Origin of the sequence: Catenulispora yoronensis (assembly GCF_039531695.1) — a bacterium.
Taxonomy (GTDB): Bacteria; Actinomycetota; Actinomycetes; order Streptomycetales; family Catenulisporaceae; genus Catenulispora; species Catenulispora yoronensis.
Window position 1 is genome coordinate 87,997 of the sequence record NZ_BAAAQN010000036.1, and the last position, 13,989, is coordinate 101,985.

Here is a 13,989-nt window from a genome sequence, read left to right on the forward strand (position 1 = left end):
GTGGCGACCCGAATAGCACGCCGCGAGCGCACGTCCGCCGCACTGGCCCCGGTCCAGTGGGGCGTCTGGATCGCCAGCAGCCAAGGGCTCGACGACGACCCCTACCTGGTCCACGACCTGTCCTGGGTGCACGGCGCACTCGACGCCGCGATCCTGCGCGACAGCCTCGCCGAACTCGCCCGCCGCCACGACGCGCTGCGGATCTCCTTCACCGCCGGCTCCGACCCGGTGCAGACCGTCCACGACACGGTCGGCATCGCCTTCGAGACCGTCGACCTGGCCGACCGCCCCGACGCCGACCGCCCCGACGCCGACCGCGCGGCCCTGGACCTGGCGCGCGACCGCTCCCGGCAGCCCTTCGACCTCACCGCCGCGCCGCTGTGGCGCGTGCTGCTCGTCCGCGTCGCCGAGGACCGGCACCTGCTCCAGCTGACCATCCACCACCTGATCTGCGACGAATGGTCGCTGAACCTGATCCACCGCGACCTCGAAGCCGAATACGCCGCCCGGATCGGGGGCGGCCGCACACCGCCGCCGGCCCCGGACACCCCCGGCTACGGCGACTTCGCCGACTGGCAGGCCGAGCGCTTCAACGCCGCCCCCGGCGAACGCAGCCTGAAGTACTGGCGCGAGACCCTGGACGGGATCCCGCACGAACTCGACCTCCCCACCGACCACGCCCGGACCGGCACCGTCACCCACACCGGCCACAAAGCGGGCTGGTCCCTGACCTCCCAGGAGAGCGCCGAGTTCAAGGAACTCGCCGACGGCCTGGGCGTCTCCCCGTTCCTGGTCATGGTCACCCTGTTCGGCGTCGTCCTGGCCCGGCACAGCGGCCGGCCCGACCTGGCCCTGGGCACCGTGCTGTCCGGCCGCCCCACCACCGCCACCGAGACGATGGTCGGCCACTTCGCCAACCTGCTGCCGATCCCGCTGCGCCTGGACGACGACCTCGGCTTCGCCGAAGCCGTCCGCACCGCGAAGAAGGAGTTCCTGGGACTGCTCGACCACCAGGACATCACCTTCGACCGGATCGTGACCGAACTCGGCGCGCGCCGCCCGGACCTGCGGATGCCGCTGTGCCAGGCGCACATCAGCTGGTCCGAGGGCGGCGAGGGCGGCTGGAGCCTGGGACCGGCGCGGACCGAGCCGGTCGGCCGGGACACCGGCTCGGCCAAGGCCGAACTCGTGCTCGCCGGGGTCCGCCGCCGGGGCGAGCTGAGCTTCGAGCTGATCGGCGAGACCGCCTTCTTCGACGTCGCGACCCTGCGGGTGCTGATGGACCACTTCCGCGCGGCGGCGAAAGCGGCGATCGCGGACAGCGGAACGTCCGTCCGCGCGCTCAACCTCGTCAGCGGCGCGGAGGCCGAGCGGCTCCGCCGGTGGGGCGGATCGGGCCGGCGGGACGGCATCGAGGCCACGATCGCTCAGCGGTTCGAGGAGGCCGTCGCGGAGCACGCCGACCGGATCGCCGTCGTCGACGCGGACAGGGCTCTGACTTACGCCGAGCTCGACGCGCGATCGGCCCGGTGGGCCGCCGAGCTGCGCCGCCTGGGCGTCACCACGGACACGGTCGTCGGCGTCGCCCTGGACCGGTCCACGGAGATGATCGCGGCGGTGGTGGGGATCCTGCGGGCGGGCGGCGCGTACTTGGCGCTGAACGTCGACAGCCCGGCCGACTACAACGCCTTCTGCGTCGCCGAGAGCAAGGCCGCCGTGGTGGTGGCCAGGCAGGGCACCCTGGAGATTCTCGGGGACGTCAGCTGCCCGGTGCTCCTGAGCGAGGACGTCGACGACGGCGCGGCATCCGGGAACGAGCCGGACGAGCCCGCCGCACCGGCCGAGGCATTGCAGCCCACGTGCACGCCGGACTCCCTGGCGTTCGTCAGCTACACCTCCGGCTCGACCGGCAAACCCAAGTGCGTCGGCATCACTCATCGCAACATCCTGCGAGTCTCCTACGCCTCCGAGCGCATCCTGCACGGCCCCGGCGCCACCTTCGTCCACCTGGCGCCGCTCGGATTCGACATCTCGGCCATGGAGCTGTGGGCCTGCCTGCTGCACGGCGGCCGGCTCGTCGTACCGCCGCACGGACGCCTGGACGTGCCCGAGCTCGCCGCGATCCTCCGGCAGGAGTCGGTCACCACCTGGGTCACCACCACCGCGCTGTTCAACCAGCTCGTCGAGCAGGACCTGGAGGCGCTCGCCGAGGTCGGGCAGGTGCTGATCGGCGGCGAGAGCGCCGCGCCGGCGGCGTTCGACAAGGTGACGGCGGACCCGCGCACCCGGGGTGTCAGCCTCCTGCATTGCTACGGCCCGACCGAGAACACCTGTGTCACCACGAACACCGTCATCGCCGAGCGGGTCGGCGCGACGGTGCCGATCGGCACGCCGATCGAGGGTTCGACCGTGTACCTGCTGGACGACGCGCTGGCGCCGGTCCCGGTCGGCGTTCCGGGCGAGCTCTATACCGGCGGCGTCGGCGTCAGCCGGGGGTACTTGAACGACGCCGGGCTCACCGCGGCCCGGTTCCTTCCGGACCCGTTCAGCGACGTGCCCGGGGCCCGGATGTACCGCACCGGCGACGTCGCGCGGTGGCGGCCCGACGGACAGCTCGACTTCGTGGGGCGCGCCGACCGGCAGATCAAGGTCCGCGGGTTCCGCGTGGAGCCCGGGGAGATCGAGGCCCGGCTGCTGGAGCACCGGGACGTCTCCGGCGCGGTCGTGGTCGCCCTGGCCGGCGCCGACGGCCACAAGCAGCTGGTCGCCTACGTGGTCCCGGCTTCGGGCGCCGTGCTGACGCCGGCCCACCTGCGGGCCTTCCTGGCCACCCGGCTGCCCGGGCACATGATTCCCACGGTCGTCACCGCGATCGACCACATCCCGGTGACGGCCAACGGCAAGGTGGACCGTTCGGCGCTTCCGGCGCCCCGGCTGGTCGCCGACAGCGACGCGTACGTGCCGCCGAGCACGCCGACGCAGACGGTCCTGGCCGAGGCCTGGAGCGCGGTGCTGGGCGTGCCCCGGGTCGGCGTCGAGGCGAACTTCTTCGAGCTCGGCGGCGATTCGATCCTCGCGATCCGGATCGCGGCCCGGGTGCGCGACGCCGGCATCCGGATCTCCTCCACCGAGCTGTTCGCGACGCCGACGGTCGCCGAGCTGGCGGCGGCGATCGACGCGCGGGCCGGGACCGCCGTGCCGACCGAGATCGTGCGGGTGCCGACCGGCGAGGCCGGGCTCTCGCCGATCCAGCGGTGGTTCGTGGACCGGTACGGCGCCGAGAACCACTTCAACCAGTCGGTGCGGCTGCGGTCGGAGGAGCCGCTCGACGAGACGCTGCTGCTGGACGCGTTCGACGCGGTGGTGCGGCACCACGACTCGTTGCGGCTGCGACTGCGCCGCTCGGACGGTGAGTGGACGCAGGCGGTCCTTCCGGACGACGAGATCGATCCCGAACTGGTGGCCGTCGTCGATGTCGAAGACGTCGACGACGACCCCGGGGCGCGGGAAGCGGCGATCGAGCGGCACAGCGCGGAGCTTCAGAGCTCGCTCGACGTCAGCGCCGGGGCGGTGGTGCGGGCGCTGCTGGTGCCGCATCCCGAGGGCCGGGACGACCTGGTCGTCATCGCCCACCACGTGGCCGTGGACACGGTCTCGTGGGAAGTGCTGGTGCGGCATCTGACGCTCGCCTACCGGCAGCTCCAGGCCGGGCGGACGCCGGCCCTGCCCGCCGAGACGGTCGGTTTCGTCGACTGGACCGCGGCTCTGTATAAGAGCGCTGCGGGCCAGCAGGCGGAACCCCGGGCGGAACCGCAGGCGGAACCCCAGGCGGAGGACGTGGCGGCGCGCTGGCGGGCGCTCGACGAGCAGCGGGCGGCCACGACGACCGACTGGGCCCGGGACAGCGGCGCGATCCGGGACGCCGGCCGGGTGCGGGCCGAACTCGGCGAGTCCGTGACGCACGATCTGCTGCGGCGTCCGATCGCGGCCTGTTCCGTCGACATCACAGCGGTGCTGCTCACCGCCTTGGCCCGGACGCTGGCCGAATGGTCCGCGGGGGCCAAGAAGCCGGGACGCCCGGAATGGGTCATCGACATGGAGGGCCATGGCCGGGACGCGCTGGGCCCGGACGTGGACCTGTCGGAGTCTCTCGGGTGGTTCACCACGCTGTTCCCGGTGGGATTGGCGATCGACGCGAACGCCTCGGTGGAGGACCAGCTGCGCGCGACCTATCGGCGGCTCCGGGAGCAGCCGGCCGGCTTCACCTACGGGATCCACCGATATCTGCGCCGGGACGTCCAGCCGGGACCGTCGGCGCGCTCGGCGGTGAGCTTCAACTATCACGGCCAGTCGGGGGAGCCGGAGCCGGGCCGCCTGCTGCGGCGGATCGGCGCGGGCATCGGCGGCGACCTCGGCGCCGATCTCCAGCGCCCCAACAGCCTGGAGTTCAACGCGGCGGTGGAGGGCGGGTCCCTCCGGATCCGCCTGGCCTATCCGGCGCACCGGTTCGCGCATCGCGAGATGCAGGGCCTCGCCGACCGATTCATCGACCACTGCCGGGCGATCGCGGCCGCATTCTGAGGACGGTGCTGGGGTGACTACGAAGGTCAAGCTTTCACGGATCCAGGAGCAGCTGTGGCTCGCCGAGCGGTTGGGGCAGCACGCGACCGCGTACATGGTGCCGCTGATCCTTCAGATAACGGGCCCGATTGACGAAAGTGCGCTGCGGGCTGCGTTCGTCGACATCGTTACGCGTCATGAGATCCTGCGCACTCGGTTCTTCGAGCAGGACGGCGTGCTGCGCGGCGAGGTGCGTCCGGTCGCCGACTTCGTCTTCGAGACGGAGTCCTATTCGCTCGCGGAGCTGGCCGAGCGAGGCGGTCCGGCCGGGATGCAGGCTGCCGAGACGGCGGTGCTCATCGACGTTTCGCAGAGCATTCCTATCAAGGTGAAGCTCATCCGCACCGGTGCCGGCGATCAGCTCCTGTCGCTGGTGCTGCATCACCTGGTTTTCGACGACTGGTCGCGGAACCAGTTCTACGCCGAGCTCGCCGAGCGGTATCGGGCTCATCTGGCCGGTGGCGCCGCGTCGCAGCCTCTAGCTTTGCAGTACCACGAGTACGTAGCGCGCCAAGAGGAGCGCGACGCCGAGTTCCGCGAGGAGTCGCTCGCGTACTGGCACGAGGTGTTGACCGACCTGGACCCGTTCGAGATCGAGCCCGACCACCCGCGCTCCGCCCGGCGTCGGGGACGGGGCGCGTCGACCGGCTTCGAGATCGAGGCCGGACTGGCCACCGGGATCCGGCGGCTCGGCCGGGCCCAGGGGGCCTCCCCGGCGATGGTGCTGTTCGCGGCGGCGCAGCTGGTCCTCGCGCGGTTCACCGGACGGGACGACGTGTCGTTCGGCACGACGCTGGCCGCGCGCGAGGAGGACGAGGCGCAGGAGCTGATCGGACCCCTGATCAACACGGTGCTGCTGCGCGGCGACCTGTCGGGGGATCCGACGTTCGCCGAGCTCGTGGACCGGATGGCCGACACGATGCTCGACGCCATGGAGCACAGCCGGATCCCCTTCAACGAGCTGATAGCCGCCCACGGCGTGGTCGCCGATCTGTCGCGCAATCCGCTGACTCAGATCATCGTCCAGTACGCGAGCGGAGTGCGGCGGCCGCCGGAGCTGGACGGCTGCGAGGTGCGCGAGCTTCCGCCGCTGACGACCGGGTCCAAGTTCGACCTCGTCATCCTGTTCGACGAGTTCGAGGACGGCCGAGTACGGGCCGGCATCGGGTTCGACCGCGATCTGTACGCCCCGGAGACGATCCAGAGCCTGGCCGACTCGCTGCGCGCGGTCATCGAGGACGTGGTCGCCGCGCCGGACACGCACATCAGTGCCGTGCGTATGCCGAGTCCGACGCATCGGAGCCACCAGCTGCTCGAAAAGCGGCACCGGGAGGAACCTGCCCAGAACCGCGAGGCAGAGCCCTCCGACGCCGGTACCGACCTTGGCGCCGAGACGCCTACCGAGACCCTTACCGCGACGCTGTCCGAGCACCAGCGCGAACTCCTGGAGATCTGGCGCGACGTGCTGGAAACGGACGACGTCACGACGACGTCCAACTTCTTCTTGAGCGGCGGGCAGTCGCTCCTGGCCCTGCGCATGACGAACCGCGCCAGGGAGCAGCTCGACGTGGAACTGCCGCTGAGCCTCGTCTTCGAGGCCCCGGTCTTCAAGGACTTCTCCGACCGCCTCGCCGAGATGCTCGTCGGCGCGACCACGAACGAAGGGGGCGAGTAGCCGCGATGAGTGGACAGCGTTGCGTCATCACCGTCGATCCGCAGCCGGAGCCGGCCGCGAGGCTGGTGGTCTTCCCGCACGCGGGCGGCTCCTCGACCACGTATCGGCGGTGGGCGGATCTGTTCAGCTCGGACGTCGAGCTGAGCGTGGTGGAGTATCCGGGCCACGGCAGCCGGATGGGGGAGGAGCTCGTCGACGATCACGCGGTGATCGTGGAGGAGGTGTGCGCGGTACTGGCGCGGAGCGATGCGCCGACCGCGTTGTTCGGACACAGCATGGGGGCGCTCATCGCCTTCGAAGCCGCGCGGACTCTGACGGCCGGGGGAAGGCCGCCGATCCACTTGTTCATCTCCGCGGCCCAGACGCCGCCGGCGTTGGACAGCTGGGCCCATCGGACTTGGACCGATGAGGAGCTGGCCGAGGAGATGCTCCGCTTCGGGGGCACGCCTCAGGAGTTCTTGCAGGATGTCGACATCTACGAGGCGTTCATCAAGATCCTGCGTTGCGATTATCGGCTGCTCGACCAGTACGTCTATGAGCCGGATCCGCTGCTGGCCATGGGGATCACCGCCTTCTACGGGCTCGCGGACGACTACGTGACCTATGAGCACGTGTCGGGCTGGCGGGCTCTGACCGGGGCGGGATTTGACACCTATCCGCTGGCCGGCGGGCATTTCTATGACGCCGCGTCCATCCCGGAGCTGTGCGGGGCGGTGGAGAGCGTGCTCGAAACGCTGTCCGGCGACTCCCTGATCCGTGAGCCGGTCGGGGTCCTCCCGCTCGGCGGCGGCACGATCTGAAGGGGTGGGTCCCATGACTTCGGTCACGGCGAACGAGATTGTGGCGAACGAGATTGTGGCGAACGAGACCGCGAACGAGACCGCGAACGAAACCGCGAACGAGATCGCGGCGAACGAGACATCGGCGGCCGATCCGCTGTCGGCCACCACCTCCGTGGTGCTCTGCCTGCCCTTCGCAGGCGCCGGTGCGGCGTTCTTCCGGAAGTGGGCGCCGCTGGCCCCGGCCGGTCTGACGCTCGTGCCGGTCCAGTTGGCGGGCCGGGAGGAACGGTTCGTCGATCCGCCCCCGGCCAGCGTCGAGCAGGCGGTGGCCGACGCCCTGCCCTGGGTGCTCGGGCAGGTGGCGGAGCTCGGCGCGGCCGTGGGCCAAATCGCGCTGTTCGGCCACAGCCTCGGGGCCGAGCTGGCGTTCGAGCTGAGCCGGTCGCTGGGCCGCGAGGGGGTGCCGGTGGCGCGGTTGCTGGTCAGCGGTTCGCCCGGGCCGCGCGACCGGAACGTGGAGCGGGTCAGCCACCTGGCGGACGAGGCGTTCGTCGAAGGACTGATCAGGGTGGCGGGCTACCACCACCCGGCGATGGACCATCCGGAGCTGTTGCAGCTGATGCTGCCGCTGCTGCGGGCGGACAACGCGATGCACGAGGAGTACGGATCTTCGCACACTGAATTGCTCACCGTGCCGATCACGTCGTTCCGGGGGCGCGAGGACCATCTCGTGAGCGCCGCGCAGGCGGGGGAGTGGGCGGCGGAGACGACCGGGCCGTTCCGGGCGGTCGAGGTCGCGGGTGGTCACATGTATCTCACCGAGCAGGAGCACGCGGAGGAGCTGCTGCGGCTGATCAGCGCGGAGCTGGAGCTGGAGCCGGAACAGGAACCGGAACACGAGTCGGAGCAGGAACCCGCGCCGGAAGGGAGTGAGTGAGTCGTGACCGTCGTCGATTCCAGGGCCGCCGGATGCCCGGTGGTCGCCGCCGCCGGCTGTCCGGTGGGCGCGGGGCAGGCCGACCTGGTCGATCCCCGGCTGTACAGCGACGGGTCCGCGTACGGCCTGTGGCGCGAGTTGCAGGGCCGCGAGGACCTGTACTGGCACCAGGTGGACGCCGATCGGGGCTTCTGGTCGGTGGTGCACTACCGCGAGGCCGATCACGTGCTGCGGGACACGGCCGCGTTCACCTCGGAGCGGGGGACGCTGCTGGACCTGCTCGGCACCGACGACCCGGCCGGCGGCCGGCAGCTCGCCGTCACCGACCCGCCGCTGCACACGGCGCGGCAGGCCCGGCTGAAGCGCGAGCTCACGAGCAAGGCCATCACCAGCCGGCGCGAGCAGATCCGGGCGCTGGTCGTCGAGCTGCTGGAGCCGCTGGGGCACGGCGGGGTGTTCGACTTCGCCACGGCGATGATGGCGATGCCGATGTGGGTCACCGGGACGATGATGGCGCTGCCCCGGTCGGACTGGGAGTGGCTGACGCGGGCCACGACACAGTGCATCGCCGCCGACGACCCGGAGTTCCAGGAGCCCGGTGGCCGGGCGGCGACCCTGAGCGCGGCGCACATGGAGCTGTTCGGGTACTTCCAGGACCTGACCGGGTTCCGGCTGCGGAATCCGGGGACCGATCTGCTCAGCGCGCTGCTGACGACCCGGTTCGAGGGCCGTGCCATGTCGCCGGGCGAGGTGGTCTCGAACTGCTACAGCCTGCTGCTCGGGGCGAACGTGACGACGCCGCACGGACCGACGTTCGTGCTGGCGGAGATGGTGGAGACCGGGGTCCTGGAGGACTGGGCCGCGCACCCGGAGGTCAACGAGAACGGCACCGGGTACTCGGAGTCGCTGCGGTGGGCCTCGCCGGTGAACCACGTGATGCGGTACGCGACGCGGGACGTCGTGCTGCGCGACACGAAGGTGACCGCGGGCGACGCGGTGGTGGTGTGGCTGGGGGCGGTGAACCGGGACGGGCAGGTCTTCGAGGATCCGGACCGCTTCGACATCCGCCGCAGGCCGAACAAGCACCTCGCGTTCGGGATCGGACCGCATTACTGCGTCGGGCACAGCGTGGCCCGGGTGACGCTGTCGCTGCTGTTCGAGGAGTTGTTCGGGCGGTACGAGGAGTTCCGGGCCGCCGGGGCGCCCGAGCGGCTGGTGTCGAATTTCGCCTCGGGATACAAGCACGTGCCGATCACTGCTCGCCGACGTTCGGCGACGACGGAAGGTTAGGGGACGCCATGCCTCAGGACACGCGGGTGCAGGAGATCGTCGGCGAGGCGGAGCTCGCCGACATCCGGGCTCTGTGGGCGGAGGTGCTGGACCGCGAAGTGGTGTCGGACGACACCAACTTCTTCGAGGCCGGCGGGGACTCGCTGCTGCTGGTGGCGCTGGTCGAGCTGATCCGGGAGTCGTCGGGGGTGGCGGTGCGGACCATCGACGTGCTGCGGGCGGCCACGGTGCGGGGGCAGGCCGAGCTGGTGGCGGCGGTGCGTGCGGGGACCTGGGGGACCTGATGGGCGGGATGGAGTTCCCCAGCGACGGGGGTCCGGCCTCGGTGGGCGGTGAGGCCGGTGTGGTGCCGGACGTGCTGCTGCGCAAGGACGTCAAAGCGCGGTGCGCGCGGCTGGGCGTGGGAGCGGACGCGTTGTTGCTGGCCGCCTACGCGCTGACGCTGTATCGGTGGACCGGGGTCGCGGGCGTGGCGGTGCGGTGCGGGACGGCGGTGCCCACGGTCACGCTCGTCGAGGATCAGAACACTGACGATCTGCTTCGGGTGGTCCATGGGCTGCTGGCGTCGGCGGCGGCGGCGCGGTCGGTGGCGCGGTCGGTGGCGACGTCGGAGGCGACCGAGGCCGACGTCCAGGCCGCCTTCGGACCCGGCGCCGGAGCGGCCGACGGCTGCGACGTCTGGGTGCGCGCCGACTGGGGACGATCCGACTGGCAGGTCGACGTCGGCTGCCGCCCGGGGGTCTGGGCGCCGACGGAGCTGGCGGCCTTCGCCGCTGATCTGCTCGCGGCGGTGAAGGGGCTCGCCACGGTGTCGGGACCGGTGGAGGACATCCGGTGCGTCTCGGCCGAGCGGCTGGCGCTGATCCACCGCGTCAATCAGGGGTCGAAGACGCTTCCGTCGGCCTCGATCGAGGAGCTGTTCTGGCAGGTGGTGCGGCGCCGGCCGGATGCGCACGCGGTTCGTGAGGGCGGGACGGTGCTGACGTATGCGGAGCTCTCGCACGCGGCCGCGGTCCAGGCGCAGGCACTGTACAAAGCGGGGGTGCGGGCCGGAGACACGGTCCTGATCGGCGTGCCGCGGTCCATCGCCGAGGTGGTGGCGGTGTTGGGGACGCTGATGGCCGGGGCCGCGTATGTCGGCGTGGAATCCGCTGTGCCGGACGCGTATCTCGGCGAGATCGTGAGGAAGTGCGCGCCGGCGGCGGTGCTGTGTGCCGATGAGCTCGCGGTGCGGATGCCGACGGGGATTCCCGTGGTGGAGGTGTGGTCGGCGCAGTGGTCGCAGGAGTCGAAGCACCCCGAGCCCGAGGTGGACTATCCGCAGACGGATCCGGCTGATCGCCTGGCGTATGTGGCGTTCACCTCCGGGTCCACGGGCGCGCCGAAGGGCGTCTGCGTGCCGCACCTCGGGGTGATCCGGCTCGCGCTCGGCGCCGACTACCTGGGGCTGGAACCGGGTGACAGGATGCTGCGGTTGTCGCCGTTGGCGTTCGACGCCTCCACCTTGGAGCTGTGGGGGGCGTTGCTGAACGGGGCGACGCTGGAGGTCTACACCGATCCGCTGCCCTCGCCCAGCGAGCTCGGCGAGTTCCTGGTGGAGCGGGGCGTCACGGTGGCCTGGCTGACAGCGGGGCTGTTCCGGATGGTGGCGCAGTTCGCGCCGGACTCGGTACGCGGGCTGCGGCACTTGGTGACCGGCGGGGACGTGGTGTCGCCGGAGCATGTGGCGAAGGTACTGGCGCGGCATCCGGATCTGGTCGTGACCAATGGCTACGGCCCCACCGAGAACACGACGTTCACGACCACGCACACCGTCACCGCCGCCGACGACCTCGACCGGCCGCTGCCGATCGGGACCCCGGTCGCGGGCACGGCGGTGTTCGTCCTGGACCGGCGCGGGCGGCTGCTGCCGCCGGGAGCGGTCGGCGAGCTCTACACGTCGGGTGCCGGGCTCGCGACCGGGTACCTGGGGGACGAGGCCGAGACCCGGCGCCGGTTCGGGCGCTTCTGTCCCGACGTCCCGGACCGGCTCTATCGGACCGGGGACCTGGTGCGTCTGGACGGAGCGGGGCGGCTGGCCTTCCTGGGGCGGGCCGACGACCAGGTCAAGCTGCGCGGATACCGGATCGAGCTGTCCGCCGTGGCCGGGGTGATCGCCGGGCTGCCCGGGGTGAAGGACGCGGTCGTGACCGCCGTGGGCGCCGACAGCGCGAGCAAGCGGCTGGTGGCGAGCGTCGTCCCCGCCGACGGCGCCGAGCCCGGGATCAAGGAGCTGCGCTCGGCTCTGGAGCGGCGGCTCCCGTCGTACATGGTGCCGACGCTGTGGGCGATCATGGACCGGCTGCCGTTGACCCGCAACGGGAAGGTCGACCACCAGGCCTTGGCCGAGGCGGCCCGGCCGGCCGGGTGATTTGGCCGGCCCCGGGGGTGCGCAGTGCTGAGGTGCGCGCTGCCGAGGTGCGCGGTGCCGGGGCCGGCGGCCTGCTCAGACGAAGAACTGGCGGAACTGGTCGATCACGGCCTGCGGCTGCTCCTCGACGAAGTAGTGGCCGGTGTCCGGCACCTCGACGACGCGTACGTCGTCGGCCTGGGTCGGCAGGGTGGCCTGCATCTGGGGTGCGAACAGCGAGTTGACCAGGCCCAGGACCGGGACGGTGAGCTTGCCGTAGGCGGCCAGATCGGCGATGTCCTGGCCGAAGGTCTGGTACCAGCCGTTGCCGCCGCGGATGCCGTCGGCGGTGTTGTAGGCGTTGGCGTAGACGGCGCGGTCGAAGGGTGTGACCGCGTTCTGGTTCACCAGCAGGTGGTCGAACATCCAGTCCACGATGAACCGGGCGCGGCCGACGACGAGCTGTTCGGGCAGGCCCTGGACCTGGTTGAAGGCGAACCACCAGGGATAGAAGGGCGCGCCGGGCGCCGGGAGTATCGGGATCTGGTAGTAGCCGGGGTCCGGGTGCAGGACGTCGAGCATGGCGATGCGGCGTACGGCCTGCGGGTGGTTGGCCGCGAGGCTGAAGGCGACCATGGAGCCGATGTCGTGTCCGGCGACGTCGGCTTTGTCATAGCCCAGAGCGCGGATCAGACCATAGATGTCGTCGGCCAGGGTCTTTTTGTCGTAGCCGGTGGCCGGCTTGTCGCTGCCGCCCATGCCGCGCAGGTCCACGGCGATGACGCGGTGCGTGGCGGCCAGGGCCGGCATCACCTTGCGGTACTCCCACCAGGTCTCGGGCCAGCCCGGGAGCAGGATGAGAGGAGCGCCCTGGCCGCCGGCCACGTAGTGCAGGCGCAGGCCGTTGACGGTGGCGTAGTCGCTGGTGAAGCTCCCGGGCAGGGAGCGGGCCAGCTGGCTGTCACTGACCCCCGAAGTGGGGGTCGGGGTGGCGGCGGTGGCGGAATCGGGAGGCGGTGCGGCGGTGCCGGCGGCGGCGTGGGCCAGGGCGGGGGTCTCGCTCGCCGTCAGCGCGGCGGCGCCCATGCCCAGCGTGAGGGCGCTCCGTCGGTTCAGGGTCACAGTGCTCGCTCCTCGGTGGGGGGACGATCTTTATCAGGGGCCTGCGACCTGAAACTACCCCGCGGGTCCCATCCGTACCGTCTGATCACATACATCTCAGCTGTCATGGAAACGCCTTTTCGGGTGTTGTGGCTGGTCGCGACACAGCAACGCCGAAGGCGCGATCGGGGAGAACCCTTCGCAGACTGGGTGGTGCGAGAGGAGGCCGCCATGGTCACGGGTCTGCACGGGTCGGCCGGTACGAGGATCACCCCGGCGCGCTGGGCGGCGGTGCGCTCGGCGGTGGCCGAGGCCGGGGAGCGCTTCGAGCAGCTGGTCCTGGGCTGCGACGGCGGGGTGATGGCCACGGCGGACTGGACGGTGGCCGACACCGCGGCGCACGTGGCGGGGATCGCGTGGAACTACACGTCGATGGTGGTGTCGTACGACACCGACCGGCCGATCGGCGGGGTGCGCGACCATCTGCTGGGCACCACCGTCGACAACATCCACACCGGGCTCAACGCCGCGCTGCTGCGGAACTTCCCGGAGCGGGAGCCGGCCAGACTGGTCGCGACGCTGCGGGCGTCGATCGGGAAGCTGCTGGAGCTGTCGGCCGACGCCGATCCGGCCTCGACGGTCACCTGGCTGGGCGGGGCCCGGCTGCCGCGCGCCGGGCTGCTGGCGCACCTGACCAACGAGATGCTCATCCACGGACGGGACATCGCGGTGGCGACCGGGCGGCCGTGGCGGATCCCGGAGGAGCACGCGGCCCTGTTCTTCGAGCTGTTCATCGTCGAGATCATCCGCAACGGCACCGGGGTGCTGCTCGACGGCGGACGGCCGCGGGCCGGGCGGATCGCCGTGGAGTTCCGGTCCCGGTACACCGCTCCGGTGGTGATCGTGGTGACCGACGGCGAGGTCTCGGTGGAGGACCCCGGCGGGCCCGTCGACGCCCGGGTCGGGTTCCGGCCCGCGGCGCTGAACCTGATGCTGTTCCACCGGGTGGGGCGGGTGCGGACCGCGCTGGGCGGGGGCGTGCGGGTGCGGGGGCGGCGGCCCTGGCTGCTGCCGGCGTTCCTGCGGAAGGTCCGCATGCCGTGATCCGCGGGCGGGCGGCGCCGGCGCGGGACCCTCCGCGCCGGCGGTGACGCCTGCCCCGATATCGGGACGATATTCGTATATTCAATCAGAT

General features: G+C 71.5%; 9 protein-coding genes. 8 read left to right on the forward strand and 1 reads right to left on the reverse strand.

Annotation, left to right across the window (positions count from 1 at the left end; all coding sequences use genetic code 11):
• Genes ABD481_RS26685 through ABD481_RS26715 form a run of 7 tightly spaced genes read left to right on the forward strand, consistent with a single transcriptional unit; the run spans position 1 to position 11,714 of the window.
• A complete protein-coding gene (locus ABD481_RS26685) occupies positions 1 to 4,581 on the forward strand; it encodes an amino acid adenylation domain-containing protein (RefSeq protein ID WP_344668503.1) in 4,581 nt (1,526 codons plus the stop codon).
• A gap of 13 nt (positions 4,582 to 4,594) precedes the next feature.
• Entirely contained in the window at positions 4,595 to 6,295 is a 1,701-nt protein-coding gene (locus ABD481_RS26690; protein ID WP_344668504.1) for a condensation domain-containing protein, read from the forward strand.
• A 5-nt stretch (positions 6,296 to 6,300) separates the two neighbouring features.
• Entirely contained in the window at positions 6,301 to 7,095 is a 795-nt protein-coding gene (locus tag ABD481_RS26695; protein WP_344668505.1) for a thioesterase II family protein, read from the forward strand.
• Between the two features lie 13 nt (positions 7,096 to 7,108).
• Complete coding sequence (locus tag ABD481_RS26700) at positions 7,109 to 8,014, forward strand: thioesterase II family protein (RefSeq protein WP_344668506.1); 906 nt, start codon at positions 7,109 to 7,111, stop codon at positions 8,012 to 8,014.
• 3 nt (positions 8,015 to 8,017) lie between these two features.
• On the forward strand, positions 8,018 to 9,304 hold the full coding sequence (locus tag ABD481_RS26705; protein WP_344668507.1) for a cytochrome P450: 1,287 nt from the start codon (positions 8,018 to 8,020) through the stop codon (positions 9,302 to 9,304).
• A gap of 8 nt (positions 9,305 to 9,312) precedes the next feature.
• Complete coding sequence (locus ABD481_RS26710) at positions 9,313 to 9,588, forward strand: phosphopantetheine-binding protein (RefSeq protein ID WP_344668508.1); 276 nt, start codon at positions 9,313 to 9,315, stop codon at positions 9,586 to 9,588.
• 8 nt (positions 9,589 to 9,596) lie between these two features.
• Positions 9,597 to 11,714, forward strand: coding sequence for an amino acid adenylation domain-containing protein (locus ABD481_RS26715; protein WP_344668509.1), 2,118 nt, complete (start codon positions 9,597 to 9,599; stop codon positions 11,712 to 11,714).
• A gap of 75 nt (positions 11,715 to 11,789) precedes the next feature.
• Here ABD481_RS26715 and ABD481_RS26720 read toward each other — a convergent pair whose 3' ends face one another.
• Positions 11,790 to 12,815 carry an alpha/beta fold hydrolase gene (locus ABD481_RS26720; RefSeq protein ID WP_344668510.1) on the reverse strand — a complete coding sequence of 342 codons (1,026 nt, stop codon included), beginning with the start codon at positions 12,813 to 12,815 and terminating at the stop codon, positions 11,790 to 11,792.
• A gap of 210 nt (positions 12,816 to 13,025) precedes the next feature.
• Here ABD481_RS26720 and ABD481_RS26725 point away from each other — a divergent pair, with 210 nt between their 5' ends.
• The gene (locus ABD481_RS26725; RefSeq protein WP_344668511.1) at positions 13,026 to 13,898 is read left to right on the forward strand and encodes a maleylpyruvate isomerase family mycothiol-dependent enzyme; all 873 of its coding nucleotides are present in this window, start codon (positions 13,026 to 13,028) and stop codon (positions 13,896 to 13,898) included.
• Positions 13,899 to 13,989: the final 91 nt, after the last annotated feature.

Bases quoted from the DNA above. Each gene is read 5' to 3' on its own strand.
- ABD481_RS26695 (WP_344668505.1), top strand. From the start codon at position 6,301: ATGAGTGGACAGCGTTGCGTCATCACCGTCGATCCGCAGCCGGAGCCG.
- ABD481_RS26700 (WP_344668506.1), top strand. From the start codon at position 7,109: ATGACTTCGGTCACGGCGAACGAGATTGTGGCGAACGAGATTGTGGCG.
- ABD481_RS26710 (WP_344668508.1), top strand. From the start codon at position 9,313: ATGCCTCAGGACACGCGGGTGCAGGAGATCGTCGGCGAGGCGGAGCTC.
- ABD481_RS26715 (WP_344668509.1), top strand. From the start codon at position 9,597: ATGGAGTTCCCCAGCGACGGGGGTCCGGCCTCGGTGGGCGGTGAGGCC.
- ABD481_RS26725 (WP_344668511.1), top strand. From the start codon at position 13,026: ATGGTCACGGGTCTGCACGGGTCGGCCGGTACGAGGATCACCCCGGCG.